General features: G+C 51.1%; 24 protein-coding genes and 2 pseudogenes. 18 read left to right on the top strand and 8 right to left on the bottom strand.

The genetic code is table 11. The annotated features are described in order from the left end of the window. The first annotated feature begins 27 nt into the window (after positions 1 to 27). Together ACR1UW_RS12805 and ACR1UW_RS12800 are read left to right on the top strand one after the other, a co-directional pair. The gene (locus ACR1UW_RS12805; protein ID WP_011231850.1) at positions 28 to 465 is read left to right on the top strand and encodes a BrxA/BrxB family bacilliredoxin; all 438 of its coding nucleotides are present in this window, start codon (positions 28 to 30) and stop codon (positions 463 to 465) included. 240 nt (positions 466 to 705) lie between these two features. Then, positions 706 to 1,416, top strand: coding sequence for an HIRAN domain-containing protein (locus ACR1UW_RS12800; protein WP_498933595.1), 711 nt, complete (start codon positions 706 to 708; stop codon positions 1,414 to 1,416). Between the two features lie 202 nt (positions 1,417 to 1,618). On the opposite strand, the gene ACR1UW_RS12795 is transcribed toward ACR1UW_RS12800, so the two are convergent. The 3 genes from ACR1UW_RS12795 to ACR1UW_RS12785 all read right to left on the bottom strand — a co-directional run bounded on the left by ACR1UW_RS12795 (position 1,619) and on the right by ACR1UW_RS12785 (position 4,363). Beyond that, entirely contained in the window at positions 1,619 to 2,419 is an 801-nt protein-coding gene (locus ACR1UW_RS12795; RefSeq protein ID WP_064213564.1) for an ExeA family protein, read from the bottom strand. After that, the gene (locus tag ACR1UW_RS12790; protein ID WP_033011707.1) at positions 2,412 to 3,665 is read right to left on the bottom strand and encodes an IS481 family transposase; all 1,254 of its coding nucleotides are present in this window, start codon (positions 3,663 to 3,665) and stop codon (positions 2,412 to 2,414) included. The genes ACR1UW_RS12795 and ACR1UW_RS12790 overlap by 8 nt, the downstream gene beginning before the upstream one ends. Positions 3,666 to 3,817: 152 nt before the next feature. Then, positions 3,818 to 4,363 (bottom strand): DUF6431 domain-containing protein, encoded by a 546-nt coding sequence (locus ACR1UW_RS12785; protein WP_498933593.1) that lies wholly within the window; start codon positions 4,361 to 4,363, stop codon positions 3,818 to 3,820. Positions 4,364 to 4,704: 341 nt separating this feature from the next. On the opposite strand from ACR1UW_RS12785, the pseudogene ACR1UW_RS12780 reads away from it, so the two are divergent. The 8 genes and pseudogenes from ACR1UW_RS12780 (at position 4,705) to ACR1UW_RS12745 (ending at position 10,522) form a co-directional block, all read left to right on the top strand. Further along, positions 4,705 to 4,957 (top strand): annotated as a pseudogene (locus ACR1UW_RS12780) (nucleotidyltransferase domain-containing protein). A 219-nt stretch (positions 4,958 to 5,176) separates the two neighbouring features. Further along, a pseudogene (locus ACR1UW_RS12775) lies at positions 5,177 to 6,834 on the top strand (IS1634 family transposase). Between the two features lie 470 nt (positions 6,835 to 7,304). After that, complete coding sequence (locus ACR1UW_RS12770; RefSeq protein ID WP_429878915.1) at positions 7,305 to 7,712, top strand: AbrB/MazE/SpoVT family DNA-binding domain-containing protein; 408 nt, start codon at positions 7,305 to 7,307, stop codon at positions 7,710 to 7,712. Then, on the top strand, positions 7,699 to 8,037 hold the full coding sequence (locus ACR1UW_RS12765) for a type II toxin-antitoxin system RelE/ParE family toxin (protein WP_050437062.1): 339 nt from the start codon (positions 7,699 to 7,701) through the stop codon (positions 8,035 to 8,037). The genes ACR1UW_RS12770 and ACR1UW_RS12765 overlap by 14 nt, the downstream gene beginning before the upstream one ends. A gap of 42 nt (positions 8,038 to 8,079) precedes the next feature. Continuing rightward, a complete protein-coding gene (locus ACR1UW_RS12760; protein WP_498933591.1) occupies positions 8,080 to 8,535 on the top strand; it encodes an HI0074 family nucleotidyltransferase substrate-binding subunit in 456 nt (151 codons plus the stop codon). Further along, positions 8,516 to 8,803 (top strand): type VII toxin-antitoxin system MntA family adenylyltransferase antitoxin, encoded by a 288-nt coding sequence (gene mntA / locus ACR1UW_RS12755; protein WP_081132527.1) that lies wholly within the window; start codon positions 8,516 to 8,518, stop codon positions 8,801 to 8,803. The genes ACR1UW_RS12760 and mntA overlap by 20 nt, the downstream gene beginning before the upstream one ends. 169 nt (positions 8,804 to 8,972) lie before the next feature. Further along, positions 8,973 to 9,947 (top strand): aromatic acid exporter family protein, encoded by a 975-nt coding sequence (locus ACR1UW_RS12750; protein ID WP_081132528.1) that lies wholly within the window; start codon positions 8,973 to 8,975, stop codon positions 9,945 to 9,947. Positions 9,948 to 10,015: 68 nt separating this feature from the next. Then, positions 10,016 to 10,522, top strand: coding sequence for a L,D-transpeptidase (locus ACR1UW_RS12745; RefSeq protein ID WP_394606786.1), 507 nt, complete (start codon positions 10,016 to 10,018; stop codon positions 10,520 to 10,522). Positions 10,523 to 10,566: 44 nt separating this feature from the next. On the opposite strand, the gene prli42 is transcribed toward ACR1UW_RS12745, so the two are convergent. Then, on the bottom strand, positions 10,567 to 10,659 hold the full coding sequence (prli42, locus tag ACR1UW_RS12740) for a stressosome-associated protein Prli42 (RefSeq protein ID WP_020755294.1): 93 nt from the start codon (positions 10,657 to 10,659) through the stop codon (positions 10,567 to 10,569). A 207-nt stretch (positions 10,660 to 10,866) separates the two neighbouring features. Here prli42 and mce point away from each other — a divergent pair, with 207 nt between their 5' ends. The 7 genes from mce to gnd all read left to right on the top strand — a co-directional run bounded on the left by mce (position 10,867) and on the right by gnd (position 16,665). After that, positions 10,867 to 11,289 carry a methylmalonyl-CoA epimerase gene (gene mce, locus ACR1UW_RS12735; RefSeq protein ID WP_044741234.1) on the top strand — a complete coding sequence of 141 codons (423 nt, stop codon included), beginning with the start codon at positions 10,867 to 10,869 and terminating at the stop codon, positions 11,287 to 11,289. Next, positions 11,286 to 12,836 (top strand): acyl-CoA carboxylase subunit beta, encoded by a 1,551-nt coding sequence (locus ACR1UW_RS12730; protein ID WP_044741235.1) that lies wholly within the window; start codon positions 11,286 to 11,288, stop codon positions 12,834 to 12,836. Before mce ends, ACR1UW_RS12730 begins: the two co-directional genes overlap by 4 nt. A gap of 58 nt (positions 12,837 to 12,894) precedes the next feature. Next, positions 12,895 to 13,065, top strand: a complete 171-nt coding sequence (locus tag ACR1UW_RS12725; RefSeq protein WP_164977985.1) for a hypothetical protein — start codon at positions 12,895 to 12,897, stop codon at positions 13,063 to 13,065. A gap of 31 nt (positions 13,066 to 13,096) precedes the next feature. Further along, on the top strand, positions 13,097 to 14,221 hold the full coding sequence (locus ACR1UW_RS12720) for a tripeptidase T (RefSeq protein ID WP_095859620.1): 1,125 nt from the start codon (positions 13,097 to 13,099) through the stop codon (positions 14,219 to 14,221). A 107-nt stretch (positions 14,222 to 14,328) separates the two neighbouring features. Further along, complete coding sequence (locus ACR1UW_RS12715) at positions 14,329 to 14,823, top strand: chemotaxis protein CheW (RefSeq protein ID WP_011231828.1); 495 nt, start codon at positions 14,329 to 14,331, stop codon at positions 14,821 to 14,823. A gap of 81 nt (positions 14,824 to 14,904) precedes the next feature. Continuing rightward, complete coding sequence (locus ACR1UW_RS12710; RefSeq protein ID WP_033009034.1) at positions 14,905 to 15,099, top strand: hypothetical protein; 195 nt, start codon at positions 14,905 to 14,907, stop codon at positions 15,097 to 15,099. A 156-nt stretch (positions 15,100 to 15,255) separates the two neighbouring features. After that, positions 15,256 to 16,665 (top strand): NADP-dependent phosphogluconate dehydrogenase, encoded by a 1,410-nt coding sequence (gnd, locus tag ACR1UW_RS12705; protein WP_050367515.1) that lies wholly within the window; start codon positions 15,256 to 15,258, stop codon positions 16,663 to 16,665. Between the two features lie 164 nt (positions 16,666 to 16,829). On the opposite strand, the gene ACR1UW_RS12700 is transcribed toward gnd, so the two are convergent. The 4 genes from ACR1UW_RS12700 to ACR1UW_RS12685 all read right to left on the bottom strand — a co-directional run bounded on the left by ACR1UW_RS12700 (position 16,830) and on the right by ACR1UW_RS12685 (position 21,291). Next, entirely contained in the window at positions 16,830 to 18,755 is a 1,926-nt protein-coding gene (locus ACR1UW_RS12700; RefSeq protein ID WP_498933586.1) for an FtsX-like permease family protein, read from the bottom strand. Then, on the bottom strand, positions 18,752 to 19,507 hold the full coding sequence (locus ACR1UW_RS12695; protein WP_095859618.1) for an ABC transporter ATP-binding protein: 756 nt from the start codon (positions 19,505 to 19,507) through the stop codon (positions 18,752 to 18,754). The genes ACR1UW_RS12700 and ACR1UW_RS12695 overlap by 4 nt, the downstream gene beginning before the upstream one ends. A 93-nt stretch (positions 19,508 to 19,600) precedes the next feature. Continuing rightward, positions 19,601 to 20,605 carry a sensor histidine kinase gene (locus tag ACR1UW_RS12690; protein WP_498933583.1) on the bottom strand — a complete coding sequence of 335 codons (1,005 nt, stop codon included), beginning with the start codon at positions 20,603 to 20,605 and terminating at the stop codon, positions 19,601 to 19,603. Further along, complete coding sequence (locus tag ACR1UW_RS12685; RefSeq protein ID WP_044745323.1) at positions 20,605 to 21,291, bottom strand: response regulator transcription factor; 687 nt, start codon at positions 21,289 to 21,291, stop codon at positions 20,605 to 20,607. Before ACR1UW_RS12685 ends, ACR1UW_RS12690 begins: the two co-directional genes overlap by 1 nt. A 516-nt stretch (positions 21,292 to 21,807) precedes the next feature. On the opposite strand from ACR1UW_RS12685, the gene ACR1UW_RS12680 reads away from it, so the two are divergent. Then, the gene (locus tag ACR1UW_RS12680) at positions 21,808 to 23,436 is read left to right on the top strand and encodes a YncE family protein (RefSeq protein ID WP_498933581.1); all 1,629 of its coding nucleotides are present in this window, start codon (positions 21,808 to 21,810) and stop codon (positions 23,434 to 23,436) included. The last annotated feature ends 55 nt before the right edge of the window (positions 23,437 to 23,491 follow it).

The following is a 23,491-nucleotide window of genomic DNA, read 5'->3' as shown; positions in this document are numbered from 1 at the left end:
TAAAGGCAAATCGAAGGAGGTGTCACGATGTTCCAATTTCAATTTCCGCTCTATAACGACATCGTCGAACAAGCGCGGCGCGAAGCGGTCGAAGCCGGATTTGAAGAACTGCGCACGCCGGAAGACGTCGATGCGGCATTCCGCCGTCCGGGCACAACGCTTGTCCTCATCAACTCGGTGTGCGGCTGCGCCGGCGGCATCGCCCGTCCGGCAGCGGCCCACGCGGTTCATTACGACAAGCGCCCGGACCATTTGGTGACCGTCTTTGCCGGCCAAGACAAAGAAGCAACCGCCCGCGCGCGCGAATATTTTGTCGGCGAGCCGCCATCCTCGCCGTCGTTCGCGTTGTTAAAAGACGGAAAACTGTGTGCCATGCTCCACCGCCACGACATCGAAGGGCACGAACCGGTCGCCGTCGTGCAAAAGCTGCAGGCGCTGTTCGATGAATATTGTGAGGAAGTGTGAAAGGAGAACCCGAAGTTCGAAAAGGGACTTCGGGTTTTTGCATGACCATTATTGTTTGTGATAATAGAAATGAAGAAGGAAATTGATCGTATCAGTCAAATAAATGAGCAACAAGTCACAACTGTTTTAGATGGTGTTTCAGAAAATGTCATGAGTAAAATTTACAAAGAATGGGTATTAAAATTATTACTGTATCGAAAAGAATGGCTCGTAAATTGGTATATGGAGGTGAAATAAGCGATGCGCCCTTTTGTGCTTTGGTTAATTTGGCAAAATGAATGTACTCGGCAGCGATATCATATTGGAAACTTATTACACGATGGGGATAAGTATGTATTTTATTATGAACGTAGCAGGAAGAGAAGAGGACTGTTCGAAGCACTAGAAAACGGTTATCAACCTCATTTGTCGTTTCCGGATATAGGAAAAAAATACGTTTCTAACAGATTGTTCGGGCCTTTTGAGCGGCGTTTGCCTGACCGGCGCCGTCCGGATTTTTTAGAAATTTTGCGGACATACGGCTTGCCGCGCGATTGTACAGATATGGATATGCTGCGAGCGACTGGTGGTAAACTTGCGACAGATTCTTATGAATTTGTAGCGCCAATTTATGTATCGGGAAATCATTTCGATTTTGATTTTTATGTCGCGGGTTGGAGATATTACGAGGGAGATCGAGTAATTCAATATCTTAAAGTGGGGGATAAGGTACATTTTCGATTAGAGCCGGAGAATAGGCAAGATTCTAAAGCAGTAGAAGTGTTAACAGATGAAGGGTGTAAGCTAGGGTATATTCCTGCTTTCTATAGCGAGTTTATGTTTAACCTTATTCAAAATAACGGGCGTTATATGGCGAGAATTGAATCAATTCATGTTGAGGCTTTTCCACAGCGGAAAGTAAATATAAGTGTCTACGGTGAGCTCCTTCCATCTTGCCAGACGCAAGTGTAAACTAGCACATTATTTCAGAATCCCTTTTTCAAATTATTTCAGGCGGATTCGGAAATAATGTGCAAAATTTTTGCGGATTGTTTCGGATTTTGCACATTCTTTCGGAACGTTTGCACGCTCTTTCAGATGAAGATTTCCAGCGCGCCTGATGGACCGATGGAAAAGAAAAAGCACAAAAGAGGCCGATTCGGCCCCTTTCATGCTAATACCCCATTTCCTCTGCGGCCATGCGCACCACTTCTTCGTCAATGGCGTCCTTTTTCAGCTGATACCCGTATAACAGGCACGTCGTGGCCAACGTGTTGATCACCCGAGGCCATCCCCGCGACTGCAGGGCAATCGCCTCTAACGCCGATGGGGTGAAGATCGGGTGCTTCGCCCCGGCCTGTTTCATCCGATGCTCGATGTAGCCCGCCACCTCTTCCTTCTCCAGCGGCCCCATCCGGTATCGCATGATGATCCGCTGGTCGAGAGGGCGGTGCTGATTGAGCCGCAGCTTCCCCTGTAAATGGGGCAGCCCGGCCAAAATCAAGACAAATGGGTTGGTCGAATCCATCTCAAAGTTGAACAAGATCGCGATGTCCTGTAAAAATGCATCCTTCGCTAAATGCATCTCATCCAAAATGAACACCGGCGTGATCCGCCGTTCATGATACAATCGCTCGATCGCCTGCTGGATTTGGCGGAAGAGGTCTACCTTGCGGTACTTCGGTTCCTCTCCTAATCCCAAGGCCAGTCCACGGTAAAAATCCATCACGCCTCCGGTGGATAACGGAAAGTAGACGACATGATACAATGATGGATTCAATGACTCTTTCAGCGCCCGAAGGGCGAACGTCTTGCCCGCCCCCGGCTCTCCGATCAACAGCCCGATCCCCCGGGTTCGTTTCACGTACTCCAGCGCCCGCAACGCTTCCTGAAATGACGCCCCTTGATACGCCTCGGACGGGTCTGTTTCTTTCGCAAACGGCTCCCGCGAAAGGGAGTAAAACGATTTATACACCGTGTTCTCCCTCCTTCGCCGGAATCGCCGCAAACGGGGACCGATGGCGTTTTACATAGGCATTGTCCTCCAAACGCACCCGAATGGCTTCCGCCACCCGTTTGCCATCTTCGTACACATAGACGCCTCGTTCGTCATAGCGGAGCTCAATCGATTGCCCAATGAACCGAGGCGGCACTTCGTATAGCTGTTTATTCAGGGTGATCGTGCCATCGGCTTTCACCTTGCGGTGCTCCCGTTTCAGAAAAATCGCATCCAGCCAATCGCCATCTTCGATGAACGACACGAGATGCACTTGCGATTGAAACACCTCATGCGGCGTTTTTCCGTCCAGTGAGGCGTGCGGTTTTCGATGATACTCCTCTTCAAGCCACTTCCAAAAACGCTCGTTCAACTCGTCAAGCGATTTCGGCGGATTCAGCTCCAACAGTGGATAAAACCGTGTCTGTACGGTGCGGAAGAACCGTTCGATTTTTCCCTTGCTTTGCGGGTCATACGGCTGGGTGTGGATGAGCGTAATCCCCATCTCGGCGCACGCATACTGCAGCACCTCGGACCGATAAATTTTCCCGTTGTCCGAGTAAATGCGTTTCGGCTTCCCGCAACGAAGCACCGCTTCCTTCGTGACGATCCGCAGCCCGTCAAACTTCTCCGAAGGGAAAAATTGGGCATATGGCACTAACCGCGAGCAGTCATCGATATACGCGATCAAAAACGTTTTCTGGGCTTTCCCATGGACGCGAATCGTGGGTCCATGGGATAAGTCCCCTTGCCATAGCTCATTGATCTGGTCATACGCAAAACGCTTTCGCTCCGGCATCGGCAAGATTTCTTTCCCGACAAGGTTGTGTTTTTTCAATAATCGGTATATAGTAAAGTAAGAGATATGGTTTTTTGGGATTCCCCCCTGCTCGATCAGGTGTTCGTAGAACACCGTCACGGGCATGGTGGGATGTTCTTTTCTTAGGGCTAAAATATGATCCTCATCATCGGGCGACAGACGCCTTGAGTGGCCGCGGTCCGAACGGCGCTTCGGCTTTAAGGCGTCAAAGCCCCCTTTTTTGTATCGGGTGCACCAATCGAGGATCGTCTTGGCTGCGATTCGTTTGTCTCCCTGATGGGGAACATGGTGCACTCGCTCGCTCACCTCTTTCAGATACGTCTTCGGTTCCACCTGCCCATTCACCAACGGAGCGATTAGCCCGTACCGAAACAGGGCAATGTCGTGTCTCATCGACTCATTCATTCAAATCTCCTCCTGGTCTCACTTGGAATCAGGACCGTTCCGGTCCTCCTGCCCTTATCGTACCGAATTGCTTTTTCTCCGTCGATAGGAAAGGTTTGTGGGAACCGAAACTATTTCCAATTTAGGGTATGTATGTAAAATCAGGATCCCATTTAATTCGCAAAAGGGTGTCGGAATCCGCCCTCCCACATCTCTCTGATGGCCGAATCAAGACCGTGTTCCTCTAACGTCTGGATCCACCAAGAAGCCCGTTCCTTTTCTTTTTTCACGATAGGGCCTATGATCCTCCACCGCCTCGCAAAAAAGCTATGAAGGCTTGATAGGTTTCGGTAGAACCGTCGGACATAAAAGATGATGCCGTCCTTTGTCGGGAGAAACGGAGCCTGGTTCGTCCTTTCGGTCAATCCCAACTGCTCTTTCACGACTTGCCATATGGCGGACAACGTATACTGAAAATACGGGAGGAGAAAGGAAGGCAGCACACTCACCGTCTTCAAGCATTCCCAACAGCGATACCGGACAATCCAAATGCGATAATCACCATGTGGGGTCAATGCGTTTCGCTCATAGTAACCGTGGCGGTGCAACGGGCGCTTGGCCCGGCAATGCGGACACTTTTTCAGAAGAGGGAAGTCGTTTTCTTTTCCACGCTCTGCATACGTTTGAACGTCAATGCCAAAGTCATGAAATTGAATCACGTCCTCCTCCCCCTCCTATGAACCGATGGATTTTCTCTTCCGAAATAATTCACAAAAAATTTAGCACATTCTTTCAGAAAAGGGGAGAGGGCTTTCTGAAGGAATGTGCAAAAAAATGTCTCTTTTGTTCCGAAATAAAGTGATAATTTACAGCAAGATCTCGATATGCTACATGAAATATCGTTAGAAGTGATTTAGTCTGTTCACTGTTTTCTGAAGTAGGCATGTTTGATTTCAGATGAATGAATATGTCCACGAAATCGAAACGCTACTGCAAAACATCAAAGAAGAAGTGATCGACCGTGAGCTACGGAATTAGCCCGACCGTGTTTGCGCGGCTGATGGCGTATTTCGCCGGCGAGGAAGATATTCAAAAAGTCATCTTGTTCGGCTCGCGGCACGGCCCGCTACAATTCCGACATTGACTTGTGCATCGATTACACCGGCAAGCAAAAGTGGAAAATCAAAGATGACATTGACGAGATTGTCGGCATTTATTCGTGTGATGTGCTCTTTTTCGACGCGCTGAACGAAGCCATCAAGCGCCAAATCGAGCGCGACGGGAAAACGATTTATGAGAAATCTCCGTCGTGAGCCTAGGCGGCTTGCCTCGCATGAGCGGGCGGCTGTTTTTTTGTGTCCGGCGGCCTTAGGGCAAGCGCGCTGTCCGTTTTTCAGTTGCATCGAAAGCGCTGTTATCGGTACAATGGAACTCACATTTCGCACCCTCCCGACAAAAATCGGGAGGATTTTTTTTCGCCTTGCGTCGAATGAATCTTTGAAACACAAGGAAAGCGAAGGAGTTTTCACACCATGGGCATTCCAATCGATGCGGTCTATGACAGTTCCTATTTGAATATAATAAGTGCCATATTCAAGAAGCTTGGCCTCCCCCAGTTGATTGACCATCTCGTTTCGGTCGATCCTCAATGCCAAACCCGAACGAGCCATGCCGTTCAGGCCATCGTCTACAATATCTTTGACGGCCGGCAAGCGCTCGTTCACTTGGAACGATGGGCGCATGAGATCGATTTGCCCAAGCTGATCCGTCCTGGACTTCACCCCTCTTGGTTCAATGACGACGCTTTGGCGCGCCATCTGGATCGCCTGTATGAGGCCGACATCCATCACGTCACGTCGGCTTGTCTTGTGCAGATCTACAAGAAGGAAGACCTCCCTCTTTGGGTGTTTCATGCCGATACGACCGATAAGACGGTATATGGTGCGTACGAAACGAACTCGACCGAAGGCTTGGAAATCACCTATGGCTACAATCGGCATCATTGTTGGCAAAAACAGATGGGATTCGGGTTGGTCGGCAATCAAGACGGCCTTCCGTTTTACGGAGATGTGCACGACGGCCATCTGCCCGATAAGACATGGAATCCTTTCGTGTTGGCACGGATGAAAGAATAGTTTGAACGCGCGGGAATCGAAGACGAATGGATTTACGTGGCCGATTCGGCCGCCATGACGCGCGGCACCTTGACGCAAACGAAAGCCGCCAACGCCTTTTTGATCACGCGCGGCCCGGCTTCGCTTCGGATCGTCAAAACGGCGCTGGCCCAAGCCGATGCCGAGGACACGCCGTGGAGCGATCCGTTCGTCTTGGCAGAGAAAAACGGCGCCGCGTATCGAGTGTGGGAAACCGTCTCGACGTATGAAGGCCATCCGGTTCGGCTGATCGTCGCTGAATCCAGCGCGCTGGACCAACGAAAAGGGAAGAAACTCGAAAACGAACGGAAAAAAGAAGCAGAGCTTCTTTCGCAAGAACAAGCCCAATGGGAGAGCCGCCTGTTTTCCTGCCGGGAAGACGCCGAACAAGCGCTGGCGTCTCTCAAGGCTTCCCTTCGCCCTCGGTTCCATCGCGTCGAGGCGTCCGTTGACGAGGTCATTCGCCCGAAAAAACGGCGCGGACGGCCGAAAAAAGGGGCGGAACCGGAGGTGGAAACGCGGTTCGCCCTTCGCCTAAACGTGGCATTCGACCAAGAGGCGTGGGAGCGGGCGAGACGGAAAGCGTCCCGTTTTGTCTTGGTCACGACCGTTCCGGAGGAATGGAAGGGCCAACCGATGGACGCGAAAGAGATCTTGAAGCTGTATAAAGGCCACATCTCGGTGGAAATGAACTTTGCCTTTTTGAAAGACCCGTTCTTTACGGATGAAATCTATGTAAAAAACCGGAACGGGTCGCGGTGCTGGGGTATTTGTTTTTGTTGGCGTTGGCCATTTATCGCGTCTTCCAGCGCCGGGTGCGCCAATTCATTACTCCGGAGCAGCCTCTAAAGGGCGCAGGAGGACGCAAACTGACCCGGCCGACGGGGCAAGCGATCTTTCAGTTGTTTCAGTATGTCAAAGTGGTGCTTCTCAAGCAGCCAGACGGGCAAATCCAACGTGCGTTAAGCCAACCGCTCACGTACGAGCAGCGAAGGATTCTGCAAGGGTTGGGGTTGGACGAGAGCATTTACGTCTAATGGGATAAAGAACGACCAGCGATGGTAAAAAAAGGATTGCCATCGCTCGTTGTGTTGGTTCAAAAGTTATTCTAAAAAAACAAATAAAAAATCCTTTCGTTCTACTTAGTAGGGGTGCGAAATGTGATTTCCAATGTCAAATGAATCCTTGAAATACAAGGAAAGTGAAGGAATTTCCACACCATGGACGTTCGAATTCGTATCATTTATGAAAGTTCCTATTTGAAATAATAATCGCTATCTTTGAGGACCTTGGCCTCCATCAATTGAGCGTCGTTTTGTTCAGGAATTCTCCGCTTTGTTCCACTAGGATGTTAGTGTTTGCATCAATCTATTCCTCTTCCGCAAACATTGAACACTTCTCCTCCCTACGGTATGGGAAAATCATTGTGTTTGTTTCCCCACCATGCTATGATCATTAGTAAAGAAACCAAGAAATTTGGTTATTTTTTTGGAAGGAGGGGAATAATATGGTACCATCAGATTCGATGACAAAGGAGAAGGTACCGATGGACAATATCCCTAACCGTAAGAAAAACCTTGTGAAACGAATTGCCGTATCGAGCAAAAAACAAATTACGATCCCAAAGGATTTTTATGAGCAATTAGGAATTGGAAACGAGGTGTTAATTGAGTTAGCGGATAATAAGTTAATTATTCATCCGATTCATGAGGACCACTTTGACTTTTCCGATCTGATTTTAAAAGACTTGATCAGGGAAGGGTATGCAGGTGAAGAACTATACAAAGAATTTGTATATCGTAAATCGCAAATCGCTCCTGCTTTAGATGCCATGATTGCTGAGGAAAGACCAAAGGCAAAAACGTATACGGCGGATACGTTAGGGGAGTTATTTGGCGAAGATGATGAACCATAATCGACTGCAATTGCTTCCGAAAGCAGAAAAAGCCATTAAAAAATTGACAAAAAAGGATGCAGCTCTGAAGCAGCGTTTGATCGAAGCCTTGCGGCAGATTCTTACCGATCCCGCCGAAGCAGGGGAAGCGAAAACAGGTGATTTGGCAGGAATTTACGGTTATGACATTTATCATCGAGGCATCAATTACGAGATTGCTTATTTGATCGACCAAGATGACAGCGGACATGTTGTGGTCGTGGTTTTGGTGGGGACGCGTGAAAATTTTTACGAAGAGCTGAAGCGTTATATAAAGACGAAGCGAGCGCCGTTTTCGAAGGCATAGATGTAGATCCATTTAGGACAATGGGCAAAGGAGAACGATGGCATGGACGAGCAGAAAGCGATTGCGTTATCGTGCCAGCATGCGTTTCGATTGTTGCTTCATTTAAAAAACGTCATTGCCGCGTCGGAACAAGTGGCGGAAGAGGATGAACTCTTGAGGGAAGTATACTGCGATTCGATCGTGAAAAAGTATGAAATTTTGGAAGACCAGCTCTGGAAGCTGTTGTCGCGAATTTTCAAAGCGTCCGGCCTGGAATTGAACAACCCGAGGGCATGTTATCGCCAAGCGTTTAAGGAAGGGTGGATTCAGAATATTGACGTATGGAACGATATATTGCACTCGCGAAACGCTACAGCCCATGTGTATAACGAGGAAGACTATGAACAGATTAAAGACCGAATTGTATCAAAATATGTCCACGAAATCGAAGCGCTGCTCGAACATATCAAAAGAGAAGTGATCGATCGTGACCTATGGAATGAGCCCGACCGTGTTTGAACGGTTGATGGCGTATTTCGCGGGCGAAGAAGATATACAAAAAGTCATTTTGTTCGGCTCGCGGGCGCGCGGCACGGCCCGCTACAACTCGGACATTGACTTGTGCGTGGACTACACCGGCAAACAAAAGTGGAAAATCAAAGAGGATCTTGACGAGATTGTCGGCATTTACTCATGTGACGTGCTTTTTTTCGACGCGCTGAACGAAGCGATCCGGCGGGAAATCGAGCGCGACGGGAAGACGATTTATGAGAAATCTCCGTCGTGAGCCTAGGCGGCTTGCCCTGCATGAGCGGACAGCCGCCTTTTTTGTCCTTTTGCGCCTGTTGGGACAGATCGGCTTCGGAGCGGAGGCCAGGATTGTCCGTTTTTCCTTGCACCGAAAGCGCCGTCATCGGTACAATGAAGTCGGCAACCATTGGCAAAGGAGACTCGCGATGAAAATCGGCTATCGGACATTGAAAACGGCGGTGGGGGCGGCGCTGGCGATTGCCATCGCTCAGCTGATCGGCCTGCATAATTTCGCTTCCGCTGGCATTATCGTCATCTTATGCGTCCAAGTGACGAAAAAGCGGTCGCTTGAGACCGCCCGGGCTCGTTTTGCGGCGTGCGTTGTCGCGATCGGGTTTGCGGCGTTGTTTTTTACCGTCTTCGGCTATCATCCGTGGACGATCGGGCTGTTGCTTTTGTTGTTCATTCCGGTGACGGTTCGCTTGAAAATCAATGAAGGCATTGCGACAAGCTCGGTCATTATTTTGCATTTGTATGCGGCCGGGGACATCACGTGGGGATTGGTCGCCAATGAGATCTTGCTGGTGGCGGTTGGCATTGGGGTAGCGCTGCTGATGAACATGTATATGCCGAGCGCCGAGAAGGAGCTCAAAGAGTACCAGCGCATTGTCGAAGATTTGTTTCGCATTATTTTAAAAGAAATCGTCCGCTACTTGCGCACAAATGAGCTTGATTGGGATGGGAAGGAGCTGCCGCTTGCGGCGGAGACGCTCGACAAAGCGAAAAAACTCGCCATGCGCCACGCCGACAATCAATTATGGCGGAATGAGGATGAATATGTCCGCTACTTCCGCATGCGCGAGCGGCAGTTGGAAATCATCGAGCATATGCTTCCGCTTGTGACATCGCTTGTCTACACGGTCGAGCAGCGGATGATGGTCGCCGATTTTATCGACGAATTAAGCGACGCCATTCACCCGGGAAATACGGCCGATCGGTTTTTGCGGCGCCTTGCCGAGATGCGCGAACAGTTTAAGGCGATGCCGCTGCCAACGACGCGCGAACAGTTTGAAGAGCGGGCGGCGTTGTTTCATTTAGTGCGCGAATTGGAGCGATATTTAATCATCAAAAGCGAATTCCATCCCGGAAACGAACGAAAACCGCAGCGGCTGAAGGCATGATGCAGGGCATATGTCCATCCGTTTTGGCGCACACTATAGCCAAACGCTCAAGCAAAGGATGGACGGATATGCGGGTATGGTTGGCCATTTGTCTCGTGATCGCCGCCGTATTGGGGGCTCCTTTTCAGACAGCGGCGGAGGCGAAGCCGCTTGTCATTGTGAACAAAGCGATCAATAAGCTCGCGCTCGTCCGCGACGGCCGCATCGAAGCCGTCTATCCGGTGGCGACCGGGGTCAATGCCGATTTGACGCCGGAGGGGATGTTTACGGTGACGGTGAAGGCGAAACACCCGTATTATCGGAAAAAGAACATTCCAGGCGGGGCGCCGAACAATCCGCTCGGCGCAAGGTGGATCGGCTTTAACGCGCGCGGGACGGACGGGCGCATCTACGGCATTCACGGCACGAACAACCCGGCGTCGATCGGCCGGTATGTGTCGCAAGGTTGTGTGCGCATGCACAACCGCGATGTCGAGCATTTGTATGAACGGGTGCCGATTGGCGCCAACGTGCTCATTCTCCGCAGCAACGAATCGTTTTACGCCATCGCCAAACGGCACGGCGCTGTCCGATGAAAAACGCAAGCTCCGTTTCGGAGCTTGCGTTTTTTTGGGCAGGTTTAAAACCACATGCTGATGCCGGCAAGGAGCGTCGTCAGCAGCATGCAAATAAGCATTACGTACACGATGAATTTTTGCGTTTTCCGCGACAACGGTCCGTCCTCCTTCCGTCCGCTGTTCTACGTTTATTGTAACGGCAAACCGCAGGGCGGACAAGGAAAAATGCCCGATGCGAAGCGAACCGATCCAAAGCTCGACCGTGGCGCGGACAAAGAAAAACAAAAAAGCAGGATTTTTTGTCGAAACGGCGAATGATAAAATGTTGGCCTCATCATTTTGCGGCAAAGGGGATGCAGACGATGGAAGTGAAAAAAGTCGACCATATCGGCATTGCCGTCCGTTCGATCGAGAAAGCGCTTCCGTTTTATACGGATGTGCTCGGCCTGCCGTTTCTTGGCATCGAGGAAGTCGAGTCGGAACAGGTGAAAGTGGCGTTTTTGCAGGCGGGAGAGGCGAAAATTGAACTTCTTGAGCCGCTGTCGCCAGAGAGCGCGGTGGCGATATTTATCGAGAAGCGCGGCGAAGGGATTCATCATGTGGCGCTTGGGGTGGAAGACATCACCGAGCGCATCCGCGAGCTGAAGGAGCACGGCATCCGTATGATTCAAGATGCGCCGAAACGCGGCGCCGGCGGGGCATGGGTCGCGTTCATGCACCCGAAATCGACCGGCGGCGTGTTGTATGAGCTTTGTGAACGGACGAAAACGGAGGGACACCAATGAGCGACATGTACGACAAAATCAACGAACTGTATGACCGCCGACGTGAGATTGAACTGGGCGGGGGCGATGAGAAAATTGAACAGCAGCACGCGAAAGGGAAGCTGACGGCGCGAGAGCGGATTGATTTGCTTTTGGACGAAGGGACGTTTGTCGAGCTCAATCCGTTCATCGAGCACCGCTGCACCGATTTTGGCCTCGGGGAAAAGAAGGGGCCGGGTGACGGGGTGGTGACCGGCTACGGGAAGATCAACGGCCGCACCGTGTTTGTGTTTTCGCAAGATTTCACCGTCTTCGGCGGGGCGCTTGGGGAAATGCACGCGAAAAAAATTGCGAACATCATGGATTTAGCGGCGAAAACCGGGGCGCCGGTCATCGGTTTGAACGATTCGGGCGGCGCCCGCATTCAAGAAGGGGTCTTGTCGCTTGACGGGTACGGACACATTTTTTACCGCAACGCCATTTATTCCGGCGTCATCCCGCAAATTTCCGTCATTATGGGGCCGTGCGCCGGCGGGGCCGTCTATTCGCCGGCCATCACCGATTTTGTGTTCATGGTCGAAAAAACGAGCCAAATGTTCATCACCGGTCCGAAAGTGATTGAAGCGGTGACCGGGGAGAAAATCAGCGCTGAAGATTTAGGCGGCGCCCGCGTGCACAACACGATCAGCGGCAACGCCCACTTTGCGGCAGCGAATGAAGAGGAGGCGCTCGCTGAAGTGCGGCGGCTCTTGGGCTATTTGCCGTCCAACAACAACGAAAAGCCGCCGTTTGGCCCGATTCCGGATGGGGATGACTACCGCCCCGATTTGGCCGATGTCGTGCCGATTGACGCCGTCCGCCCGTACGATGTGCGCCACGTCATCGCCCAAGTCGTCGATGACGGGTCGTTTTTTGAGGTGCAAAAAGATTTCGCGAAAAACATCGTGATCGGCTTTGCCCGCATTAAAGGCGAAGTGGTCGGGCTTGTGTGCAACCAGCCGAAGTTTATGGCCGGCGGGCTGGACATCGACTCGTCCGATAAGGCGGCGCGGTTTATCCGCTTTTGCGATTCGTTCAACATCCCGATCATTACGTTTGAGGACGTCACCGGCTTTTTCCCAGGCGTCAAGCAGGAGCACGGCGGCATCATCCGCCATGGGGCGAAAATTTTGTACGCTTACTCGGAAGCGACCGTGCCGAAAATCACCGTCATTTTGCGGAAAGCGTACGGCGGCGCCTATGTCGCCTTAAACAGCAAATCGATCGGCGCCGATGTCGTCTATGCGTGGCCGAACGCGGAAGTGGCGGTCATGGGGCCGCAAGGGGCGGCGAACATCATTTTCGCGAGCGAAATTGAAAAAAGTCCGAATCCGGAAGAAACGCGGGCGCAAAAAATTGCCGAATACCGCGAGAAATTCGCCAATCCGTACGTCGCCGCCAAATACGGCATGATCGATGACGTCATCGACCCGCGCGATACGAGAATCAAGCTCATTCAGGCGCTCGAGATGCTTCGAAACAAGCACGAGGAGCGGCCGAAGAAAAAACATGGCAACATTCCGCTGTAAACGATGGAAGGCGTCCGGCAAGCAACGGGAGCCTTTTTCGCGGCAAACGATATTTTAGATGGGGGCGGCGTGGCCGTTTGCCGCAGCGGGAGCGGATGAAAGCTCGCTCGTTGAGAGGCGGTCAGGCAGCCCGTATCGGTACATCTCAAGCGCGTTCTTATACGTTTGCAGCGTTTTGATCGTTCCGGCGTCCGGTTTGGCTCTTGGCGGAACATTTCGGTATACTTAAGGTGGAGTACATAAGCAGGAGGAAAAAAGCGATGGTCAATGAACAGCGTCTTGTCGACGAATTTTTGGAACTTGTGCAAATCGATTCGGAAACAAAGCATGAAGGGGACATTGCGAAGGTGCTCAAACAAAAGTTTGAAGCGCTTGGCCTCGATGTGATCGAAGACGATGCGGCCGCGAAAACGGGGCATGGGGCAGGCAACTTGATTTGCACGCTCGCGGCGACGAAAGACGGGGTCGACCCGATTTACTTCACGTCGCATATGGATACGGTCGTGCCGGGCAAAGGGGTGAAACCGTCGATCCAAGACGGCTATGTCGTCACCGACGGGACGACGATTTTAGGGGCGGACGACAAGGCGGGCTTGGCGGCCATGTTGGAAGCGATTCGCGTGTTGAAAGAACAAAACATCCCGCACGGCGTAATCCAGTTTATCATCACCGTCGGCGAAGAGTCGGGGCTTGTCGGGGCGAAGGCGCTTGACCCGTCGCTCATTCAAGCGAAATACGGCTATGCCTTGGACAGCGACGGCAAAGTCGGCAACATCGTCGTCGCCGCCCCGACGCAGGCGAAGCTGAAAGTCGTTGTGCACGGCAAAACTGCCCATGCCGGCGTGGCGCCGGAAAAAGGAGTGTCTGCCATTACGATTGCGGCGAAGGCGATCGCAAAAATGCCGCTCGGCCGCATCGACGAGGAGACGACGGCGAACATCGGCCGCTTTGAAGGCGGCACGCAAACGAACATCGTCTGCGACCGCGTTGATATTTTAGCGGAAGCCCGTTCCCTCGTTCCGGAAAAAATGGAAGCGCAAGTGGCGAAAATGAAAGAGGCGTTTGAAACGGTTGCCGCGGAAATGGGGGGGCGCGCCGATGTCGAAGTGGAAGTGATGTACCCGGGCTTTAAGTTCAGCGACGGCGACCATGTCGTCGAGGTCGCCAAACGGGCGGCGGCGAAAATCGGACGGCCGTGCAAGCTGGAGAAAAGCGGCGGCGGCAGCGATGCCAACATCATCGCCGGCTTCGGCATTCCGACGGTCAACCTCGCAGTCGGCTACGAAGAAATCCATACGACGAATGAGCGGATGCCGATTGAAGAGCTGGTGAAGCTGACAGAGATGGTTGTCGCCATTGTCGAGGAAGTCGCCAATGCCGAATGAGCATCCCGAGGCTGGATGCTCTTTTTCTTGAACCTTTCGGTAAACATTCGGCCGGAATGAGCCGATAAAAAAAGCAGAGTGCGAATCACGAAAGAGGTGGCGGGGGAATGGACAAATACGTGGTGTTTCGCGTCGAGCGGGAACAGTACGCCGTCTCGATCGCGTATGTCGTCTCGATTGAGAAAATGACGGCGCCGACGGCCGTGCCGCATATGCCGGATTGTATGGCGGGCGTCGCGCGCATCCGCGGCGAGCTCGCGCCGGTGCTCGATATGCGAAAGCTTCTATATGGGAAAGCGATCGAGGAAACCGAGCAGACGCGTCTTGTCGTCGCCGCGGTCGACGGGTTGTCGGTGGCGTTTATCGTTGACGAAGCAAAGGAAATTGTCGATATTGAACCGGAAGCCATCAAACCGCTGCAGCTCGTATCCGCGGAGCGCACGCCGTATGTCGTCGGGATCGCGACGCTGCCGGAGCGGTTGCTCACGGTGCTGGATCCGCGCGTCTTGTTTGCCCATTTGGAAGAAGCGGACGCGATTCGCGAGCAAGTGGCCGCCGCCCAGGCCGCGGCCCAGGTCATCCAAGAGGAAGAGACGGTATAGGTGTTTGCCTATACCGTTTTTTCTTCCGCGCATATCCTAACCATGGAAATGAACTTCAACACATGAGAGGAGGCGCATTCCATGGTTCGACCGTTCGGTCCGTATATGGGCGGATTTTATCCGCCGTACGTTGGCGGCTACGGCTATCCTCCATACGGTTATCACCATCATCATTGGCATGGAGGGTATGACGGCTATCATCACTTCCCGTATGGCGTGCCTTATGGTCATTACCCGTTTGGACCATACGGATTCCCGCATTATGGAGGCTACTAAGCATGAGGGGCGTTACGCCCCTTTTCGCATGGACAGGTCAAGCAAAGTCCGTCGTGCCGCCTCGTTCCTAAATCGGTTTAGAAAAACTTGCAGGCAAGCGCAAACGTATGGTATGTTGTTTGATGAACAAACCAAAACGGAAAGGGACGTTGGACAATGGCGAAACAGCAAATCGGCGTCATCGGACTGGCGGTCATGGGGAAAAACTTGGCGCTCAACATCGAAAGCAAAGGCTATTCGGTGGCGGTGTACAACCGTTCGCGCGAAAAAACGGACGAGTTTTTGCAAGAAACGAAAGGAAAAAACATTGTCGGTACATACAGCATCGAAGAATTCGTCAACGCCTTGGAAAAACCGCGGAAAATTTTGCTGATGGTGAAAGCGGGCGCGCCGACGGACGCGACGATCGAACAGCTGAAGCCGCATTTGGAAAAAGGCGATATTGTAATTGACGGCGGCAATACGTATTTTAAAGATACGCAGCGCCGCAACAAAGAACTCGCCGAACTTGGCATCCACTTTATTGGCACGGGCGTCTCGGGCGGCGAGGAAGGGGCGCTGAAAGGCCCGTCGATCATGCCAGGGGGCCAAAAAGAAGCGCATGAGCTCGTGCGCCCGATTTTTGAAGCCATCGCCGCCAAAGTCGACGGCGAACCGTGCACGACGTACATCGGTCCGGACGGCGCCGGGCATTATGTCAAAATGGTGCACAACGGCATCGAATACGGCGACATGCAGCTGATCGCTGAAGCGTACTTCTTGCTCAAACATGTGCTCGGCATGGATGCTGCAGAGCTGCACGAAGTGTTCGCCGACTGGAACAAAGGCGAGCTGAACAGCTACTTAATCGAGATCACGGCCGACATTTTCACGAAAATCGATGAAGAAACAGGCAAGCCGCTTGTCGACGTCATTTTGGACAAAGCCGGGCAAAAAGGGACGGGCAAATGGACGAGTCAAAACGCCCTCGATTTGGGCGTGCCGCTGCCGATCATCACGGAATCGGTGTTCGCCCGTTTCCTCTCGGCGATGAAAGACGAGCGCGTGAAAGCAAGCAAAGTGCTGGCAGGCCCAGCGGTGAAGCCGTTTGAAGGCGACCGCGCCCACTTCATCGAAGCGGTGCGCCGCGCGCTTTACATGAGCAAAATTTGCTCGTACGCCCAAGGATTTGCGCAAATGAAGGCGGCTTCTGAGGAATACAACTGGAACTTGCGCTACGGTGATATCGCCATGATCTTCCGCGGCGGCTGCATCATCCGCGCGCAATTTTTGCAAAAAATTAAAGAGGCGTACGACCGCGATCCGGCGCTTTCGAACTTGCTCTTGGATCCGTATTTCCAAGACATCGTCGAACGCTACCAAGACGCGCTCCGCGAAATCGTCGCCACCGCGGCGATGCGCGGCATTCCAGTGCCAGGATTCGCTAGCGCCCTCGCCTATTACGACAGCTACCGCACCGCGGTGCTCCCGGCCAACTTAATCCAAGCGCAGCGCGACTACTTCGGCGCCCACACGTACGAACGCGTCGACAAAGAAGGCATTTTCCATACGGAATGGTTGAAATAAGAAAAAAGCCCTTAGAGTCATTCGCTACTCTAAGGGCTTTTCGTGTTCGATAAAGCTAAAATTCGTTCCGTCAACTGGAACTGCATCTTCAGAATGGGATGACCACTGATCGAGTGGGCGAACGTTGGAACGGTTTTGGTTCTTCCCTCACTCGCTGCATCGTTTTAAAGCGCCTCGCGAATTAGCTTTTTGTAATAACGAACGGACAACACGCCAAACAGCGAATAGCAGACCGTGTAAATCGCCATCACCGTCAACATCGGCATCCACAGTTCGGTGCCGAAAAAGAACCAGCCGGAGCGGACGGCGAAATAGCTATGGGACAATCCCAGCAACAACGGAATGCCAAAGTAGAACAGCTGTTTCCGCCGAATGCCCCCGAGCAAGTCTTTTTCGGTGAATCCCAGTTTGCGCAAAATGGTGTAATTCGGCCGCTCTTCTTCGCCGGCGCCCATTTGCTTGAAGTAAAGAATGCAGCCGGATGTGACCAAAAAGGCGAGTCCTAAAAAGGTGACGACAAACATGATCAATCCGAACGTTTGCTTTTGGTGGCGGCTCATCATCAGGCGCGAATCGGCGATGGAGGAAAACTCCATGCGTTGAAACAACTGATCAGCCCGTTCAATATTTGTTTCGTCAGTCAGATGAATTCCGATATGCACCTTTTTCTTTTGTGGATCGGTTTCTTTTTGCAAACGATCAAACATCGTTTGGTCGACGATGACGGTCGGCATGCCGTACGTGAAATGATAGTTGACGTAATAGTCTTTTTTCATCCCAAGGTAATGAAGTGGGACCATGCGGCCGTTTTCTTCTAAGCGAATCGTTCCCGTTTCTTTAAACGGCAAGAATTGACGGAGTATGTCCTGATATCCCGTCAGCAGCGCTTCCCCAGGCTTGACATCGATGCGGCCTGTACTTGTGTCGCTGATCACCGATAACGGCGCGGCGGACGGCTGAAACTGGAGCCGGCTTTGATCAGCGATGTCCAAAATCATCGAAATATCAGTCGGTGCTTCGATGACATCGATCATCGTTTCCCGATAGCGAATATCATGAGATCGCAGCGCCGCCGTAAAACGGGCGGCATCTTTTTTGTCCGTAAACGCGAAATCGGCGGCGACATAGTTTTGCGCGGATCGTTCGGCGGAATAGTAGGAAATATAGCTTAACGAAATCAACCCGATCGCGATGGCCGACACGGTCGTGATGATCGTCAGCAGCAACGCGTTCGATTTCATGCGAAACATGAGCGACGATCCCGATAGCACGGCGTTGATCGACAAATAGCCGCCTTTTTGTTTTCGCCATAGGTGGAACAGAAAGCTGATCGTTCCTTTGAAAAACAAATAGGTGCCGATGATGACAGCGCCTAAGATGAACGCCATGTCCATGAATAATCCTTGCACGCTCTTCCAGTCGCTGCTAAACAATTTCGTCGATATACCATAGCCGCTGGCGATGAGGATGATCCCCACCATCCCCACGACCATGTTCCATACGGATACGTGTTTTGCTTCGGTTGTGGATGTAGTGCGGAACAAGGATAAAATCGTCTGTTTTTTGAGAAACAAGCGGTTCATCCCCATCATGAGGACATCAATCACGCTGAACACAATCAACGTTTGCACTAGTGCTCGTCCAGAAAAGGAAAGAGATGCCGCTAGTGGAATATCGATGATTTTAAACAAAATCATCATCAACAGCTTGGAAGCGGCAAATCCTACCAATATGCCGATGATCAGTGTGCCGTAATAAAGAATGACGTTTTCGGCCGCCAGCATCAAAAAGATGTTTCGTTTCGTCATGCCGATCAACTGCAAAAGAGCGATCTCATGGCTCCGACGCTTGATAAACAGGGCGTTGGCGTACAAAAGAAAGACGGCGACAATCACGATAAGAAGCACCGCGCCTGTGCGGACGGCCGCCGCGCCTTTCACTCCCCCTTTGATGGCATCAAGCGATGGATCGTACTGCAATGTCACGAACGCGAAATACAAGGCGGAAGCAAACATCAAGGCAAACACGTACAAATAATAATGTTGGATGTTTTGTTTCAAGTTGCGGAACAGGAGTTGCTTCATGCTCATGGCCGAACACCGCCCAGCACGCCTTGCGTTTGCATAATGGCTTGGAAAAATTGCTGCCGCGTTTCCGTTCCTTTATACAGTTGCGTATACAATTGTCCGTCTTTGATAAAAACGACACGTCCTGAGAAACTGGCGGCGACCGGATCGTGGGTGACCATGATGATTGTCGTCTTCCGTTTTTTATTAAGTTGTTGCAGCTTGTGCAATAAATCGGAAGCCGATTTTGAATCGAGTGCGCCCGTCGGCTCATCGGCAAAAATGATGCTCGGTTCATGGATGAACGCCCGCGCCGCCGCAGCGCGCTGTTTTTGCCCACCAGAAATTTCGCTCGGATAGTGGTTTTGGATGTCAGTAATGCCAAGTTCAGCCGCCAATTCTGCAAATTTCTTTTCCGCTTCTCGCTTGGGCGTTTTCGTAATCGATAAAGGCAAAAGGACGTTCTCCTTCACCGTCAGCGTGTCAAGCAAATGATACTCTTGAAAGATGAAGCCGACATGGCGTTTGCGAAATTCTGCCAGCTCTCGGTCTTTCATGGCGACGACGTTGTTTCCTTCGATGAAAATAGCGCCCTCGCTCACTCGGTCGATTGAGGAAAGAACGTTGAGGAGCGTCGTTTTCCCTGATCCGGAAGGCCCCATGATCGCGAGAAATTCCCCCTTCTCCACACGCAGATCGATGCCTTTGAGCACTTCTTGTAGATTCTTTTTCGTTCCGTACGTTTTGTGGATGTTGGTTGCTTCCAATATGATCATCTCATTTTCCCTCCTTCGTTTCTATCATAAGCAATGAGATTATTTTTTTCCTGCGTTTGGCCGAACAAAACGAAACCGCGTGTGACAAAATCGTCACATGCGGTGCGTGCGGATGATGTCATTTTCTTGCGGAAATATGATCGTAAATGTCGTTCCGCGCCCGGGCGTGGATTCGACATGAAAGTCAAGAAGAAGCGGTTTGGCGGCTTTTTTCGCCAAATACAGCCCCATCCCCGTCGCCGCTTCATTTTGGTGTTCGGTGGTGGAGGTGAATCCTTTCTCGAAAATGCGCGGCAAGTCCTTTGGATCAATGCCCAAGCCGAAATCTTGAATTTGCAAGCGGGCATGGCCGTTTTTCATAAAGCTTTTCACGACAATGTCAGATGACTCGCTGTATTTCACCGCATTCGTGATGATTTGCCGGATGATAAAAGAAAGCCATTTGGCATCGCTCAGGACGGAGCGGACGTCCAATTGAAGGTCAAAGCCGATGCCTTTTTGCATACACCACGATTGCAGCGGTTTAATCTCATTGATGAGAAGCGGCTCAAGCTCGACTTGTTCGATATATAAGTCGTTTTCCATGTGTGGAAGCCGTCGTTGATGAAGTTGCTGATCAAGAAGCAGATGAATGCGCAGCCATTCGTACAAGAGTTGCGCTTTCGTGTTTTCGTCCCCGACCCGTTCGATGATGAGCCGCATGGCCGTCAGCGGCGTTTTCATTTCATGAATCCATGACAACAGTTCATCTTTCTCTTGTTCCAACGTGGTGAGGTGTTCTTTCAGTTCCTGTTTCCATTGGTCCGTTTGGCTGGCGAGGACGCGTTCGACGATCTTCTCCAGCGGGCTTGCCGCCCGCAGGGCAGAGATGGGATCGAGGCGGCGCTCCCACTCTTGCAAACGTTGATAAAATGCCGTTTCTTTTTTCCAACGGATGATGACAAAGACAACAAAGATGATAGTCGTTAAAAAGACGATGTAAAGGACGGAGGAGAGCGGAATCGTCGGATCCAGATAAGCGACAAACAGGATGAACAGCTCTAGAAAGAGAAAGAGGGCCATCCAGCTTTTTCGTTCCCACAAATAATCTTTGATCATCAGTGGCTCCCTTCTTCCGTAGCCATATAGCCTTGCCCAACTTTCGTTTCAATGAAGCGGCCCAAGCCGAGTTCGTCCAGTTTTTTTCGTAGGCGGTTGACGTTGACGGTCAGCGTGTTGTCGCTGACAAACCGTTCGTCTTCCCATAACCGTTTGATCAGCTCCGTCCGAGCAACGATCTGGTTTTTCTTGGCCAATAAATGTTTCAAAATCAACAGCTCGTTTTTCGTCAGCTCCACCGTTCCGTGTTCATTTGAGACTGTGCTTTTTTCATAGTCGACCGTTGCCCCGCACCATGTTTGCAGCTGAACGGGTCCGGCATTGTAGTTGTACACGCGGCGGAGCAGCGCTTGGATTTTGGCGATCAGCACATCGAAATGAAACGGCTTTTGGATGTAATCATCAGCTCCAAGCTGCATCGACATGACCATATCAGTCGGGTGGTCGCGCGATGATAAGAACAAAATCGGGACGTTCGAATGAGCACGAATCTGGCGGCACCAGTGGAACCCGTCAAATTTCGGCAGCTGGATGTCGATGATCACCAAGTGCGGCTTGCAAGCAGAAAACTCTTCCATCACACGACCGAAATCGCGGATGCCGCAAACATTGTACGACCATTGTTCCAAACGTGCTTTGATTTCTTGAAACAACGTCACATCATCTTCAATGAGCAAAATGTTCAATTTTGCCTCACCCCACTTGTTTCTATTGGGAGTTCCGTTTTCATTATATTTGTTTCACCGTTCGGGGGAAAGGAGGTTCAAAAGGGAAAGCATGAAAATGCATTACACAGCAAAGCGATGGCCGCTGTTCGTGATCGGCGGCAGTTGGTGCATGCGGCCGAACAGGGGGCGTATGGCAAAAAGAGCTTGAAGTGATGATCAACGGTGGGCTATCATGGATATTGAGGATGGATAAGGAATGGTCAAATGTCGGTGCTCGATTGTTTGAGCTATGCTATGCGCAAGGAATGTATAAGGAAGGAATTAGAAATCATTGTTTGACGGGGGATTGGAATGGGAACAACATTTAGGAAAGGTTTTTTATTTTGTCTCTTCTTGTTTATCTGTCTTTTCCATGTGTTTCCTTCCGCTAAAGCGGAAGCGGCCGGACCGCGTACGCAACAGCTTCCTGGGCGCGTGCTCGATTGGGTCATGGATGATCAAAATGGGTATATTTATGCGCTCACGGAAAAGGGGATGTTATTATTTATTGAAGCGAGCACATTGTCGATCAAAAAGCAGGAACCCGTTTCTCTGCGGGCATACAGCGCTTTATGGCGGAAATATGCCCAGCGGTCGGTCACTCTTCTTTTGCGGGACGGGAAGCTGTATGTGCCGTCTGAAACATCGATAGACGTTTTTGACGTCAAAACAAAACGGCTGATTCAACGAGCCCCGTATAACGGATTGCCGTTTGGCCTATTAGGCAACAAAATCGTAACTTTCGGAAAGCAGTACGGGCGCGGGAAGACGACGTATGAGATGTACATGTGGGATTTGGCGGCGAAACGCCAAACAAGCCGGCTGATTGCTGATCCTAACTTTTTTTCCGTTTTTTCAGAGGAAAATACGTTGTTTTTCGATGAGAAGCGAGGTCTGGCCTTCATCGGCCGCAATGTTTCCATTCCTGATTTAGCGGTATTGCGCCTGTCCGATTTGAAGGTGGTGAAGCGAGTTTCGTATCAAGGGCCGAGAGGCAGCGCGCCCATCCATCCGCTCATCGTTGACGGAAGCGATGTGTTTTTTGCGGGAAGGCGCATTGATGCCGGAAATATCAACATGGTGCACGACTGTTATAACGGCCCCGTTTTAGATGTTCAAGGGGCCTACGTGGTGACAAATAAGGCGGTGTATGACCGTTACACCTCTGCTAAGATAAACGCGCTTCCATTCCCGACGAACTATGCGTTGATGGATGCAAAGTACAATTTGTATTTGATCAAAGAAGGGGAAAATCGAATTTATAAATATCCATTGCCGGCCGATGAGAGCTATTATGTTCGATCGTCCCATTATGCTTTCACCAATGTCCCCATTTCCCATTTGGCTTATGATTCGTCGACCGGATGGTTGTATGTGTTGTCCGCCGAAGACAGCAAACTGTTTGTCATTCGCGCCAGCGACATGAAAATGGTGAAAGAAATTCATCCCGGACCGCAGCCGACGGATGTAAAAATTGATGGCGGCAAGGTGTATGTTGCGCTATCGGGAGCGACGAAAATGGCGATTTACGACGCCAAAACAATGCGGTTTCTTGGAACGGTGCCGCTGATCGCTGCTCCGCGTTCATTGGCGATCGGGGACGGGAAAATTTTCTTCACGGACAATAGCCGCACGTTGACGGGATCGATTGCCGTTTATGATATGAAGACGAAAAAACAATGGCGAATCCCAAAGGTATTCATCAATCCGTTGATTGGGTATGACGAAAAACAAAATGTATTGTATGTCGGACAGGAAGGAACATCGGATTATGATCTGTATGCGGTGCGGCTTTCCGATTGGCATGTTTCGCAACTATTGTCCTTCCTTGGAGGGGATGATGCCTTTTTTATGAACGGCGGGGAGATTTTTTACGGAAAGGCGCGCATCAATCCAGCCCAGCCCGGCGCATTGGTGGCCGCTGAATTTCCGGAGCCGCTTCGGGCGGCGAGCCGTCAATATATCATCACCAGCCGTGCCATTTATAACCGGGCAACAGGAACGAAAATCGCCGATTTGTCATCTGAAGCGTTGCTCGCAACGGCTGGAGATGATGGAATGATCTTCACGTATCGAAAAGTGGCTACGAACCATTATTTGATTAAGCAAAAACTGTCTCAATAAAATTGCCATTGCTGGGAGCGTTGGTTCTCCAAAGCGCATGAAACAGTTTTCACAA

It is taken from the genome of Geobacillus lituanicus (assembly GCF_050994965.1).
GTDB lineage: Bacteria > Bacillota > Bacilli > Bacillales > Anoxybacillaceae > Geobacillus > Geobacillus stearothermophilus.
Note: the sequence above shows the minus strand (reverse complement) of the source record. Positions and strands in the feature narration are given on the sequence as shown.

Coding starts and splice junctions, on each gene's coding strand:
- ACR1UW_RS12805 (WP_011231850.1), top strand. CDS start 28: ATGTTCCAATTTCAATTTCCGCTCTATAACGACATCGTCGAACAAGCG.
- ACR1UW_RS12800 (WP_498933595.1), top strand. CDS start 706: ATGCGCCCTTTTGTGCTTTGGTTAATTTGGCAAAATGAATGTACTCGG.
- ACR1UW_RS12790 (WP_033011707.1), bottom strand. CDS start 3,665: ATGAATGAGTCGATGAGACACGACATTGCCCTGTTTCGGTACGGGCTA.
- ACR1UW_RS12770 (WP_429878915.1), top strand. CDS start 7,305: ATGGTACCATCAGATTCGATGACAAAGGAGAAGGTACCGATGGACAAT.
- ACR1UW_RS12765 (WP_050437062.1), top strand. CDS start 7,699: ATGATGAACCATAATCGACTGCAATTGCTTCCGAAAGCAGAAAAAGCC.
- ACR1UW_RS12760 (WP_498933591.1), top strand. CDS start 8,080: ATGGACGAGCAGAAAGCGATTGCGTTATCGTGCCAGCATGCGTTTCGA.
- mntA (WP_081132527.1), top strand. CDS start 8,516: ATGAGCCCGACCGTGTTTGAACGGTTGATGGCGTATTTCGCGGGCGAA.
- ACR1UW_RS12750 (WP_081132528.1), top strand. CDS start 8,973: ATGAAAATCGGCTATCGGACATTGAAAACGGCGGTGGGGGCGGCGCTG.
- ACR1UW_RS12745 (WP_394606786.1), top strand. CDS start 10,016: ATGCGGGTATGGTTGGCCATTTGTCTCGTGATCGCCGCCGTATTGGGG.
- mce (WP_044741234.1), top strand. CDS start 10,867: ATGGAAGTGAAAAAAGTCGACCATATCGGCATTGCCGTCCGTTCGATC.
- ACR1UW_RS12730 (WP_044741235.1), top strand. CDS start 11,286: ATGAGCGACATGTACGACAAAATCAACGAACTGTATGACCGCCGACGT.
- ACR1UW_RS12725 (WP_164977985.1), top strand. CDS start 12,895: ATGGGGGCGGCGTGGCCGTTTGCCGCAGCGGGAGCGGATGAAAGCTCG.
- ACR1UW_RS12720 (WP_095859620.1), top strand. CDS start 13,097: ATGGTCAATGAACAGCGTCTTGTCGACGAATTTTTGGAACTTGTGCAA.
- ACR1UW_RS12715 (WP_011231828.1), top strand. CDS start 14,329: ATGGACAAATACGTGGTGTTTCGCGTCGAGCGGGAACAGTACGCCGTC.
- ACR1UW_RS12710 (WP_033009034.1), top strand. CDS start 14,905: ATGGTTCGACCGTTCGGTCCGTATATGGGCGGATTTTATCCGCCGTAC.
- gnd (WP_050367515.1), top strand. CDS start 15,256: ATGGCGAAACAGCAAATCGGCGTCATCGGACTGGCGGTCATGGGGAAA.
- ACR1UW_RS12700 (WP_498933586.1), bottom strand. CDS start 18,755: ATGAGCATGAAGCAACTCCTGTTCCGCAACTTGAAACAAAACATCCAA.
- ACR1UW_RS12695 (WP_095859618.1), bottom strand. CDS start 19,507: ATGATCATATTGGAAGCAACCAACATCCACAAAACGTACGGAACGAAA.
- ACR1UW_RS12690 (WP_498933583.1), bottom strand. CDS start 20,605: ATGATCAAAGATTATTTGTGGGAACGAAAAAGCTGGATGGCCCTCTTT.
- ACR1UW_RS12680 (WP_498933581.1), top strand. CDS start 21,808: ATGTTATTATTTATTGAAGCGAGCACATTGTCGATCAAAAAGCAGGAA.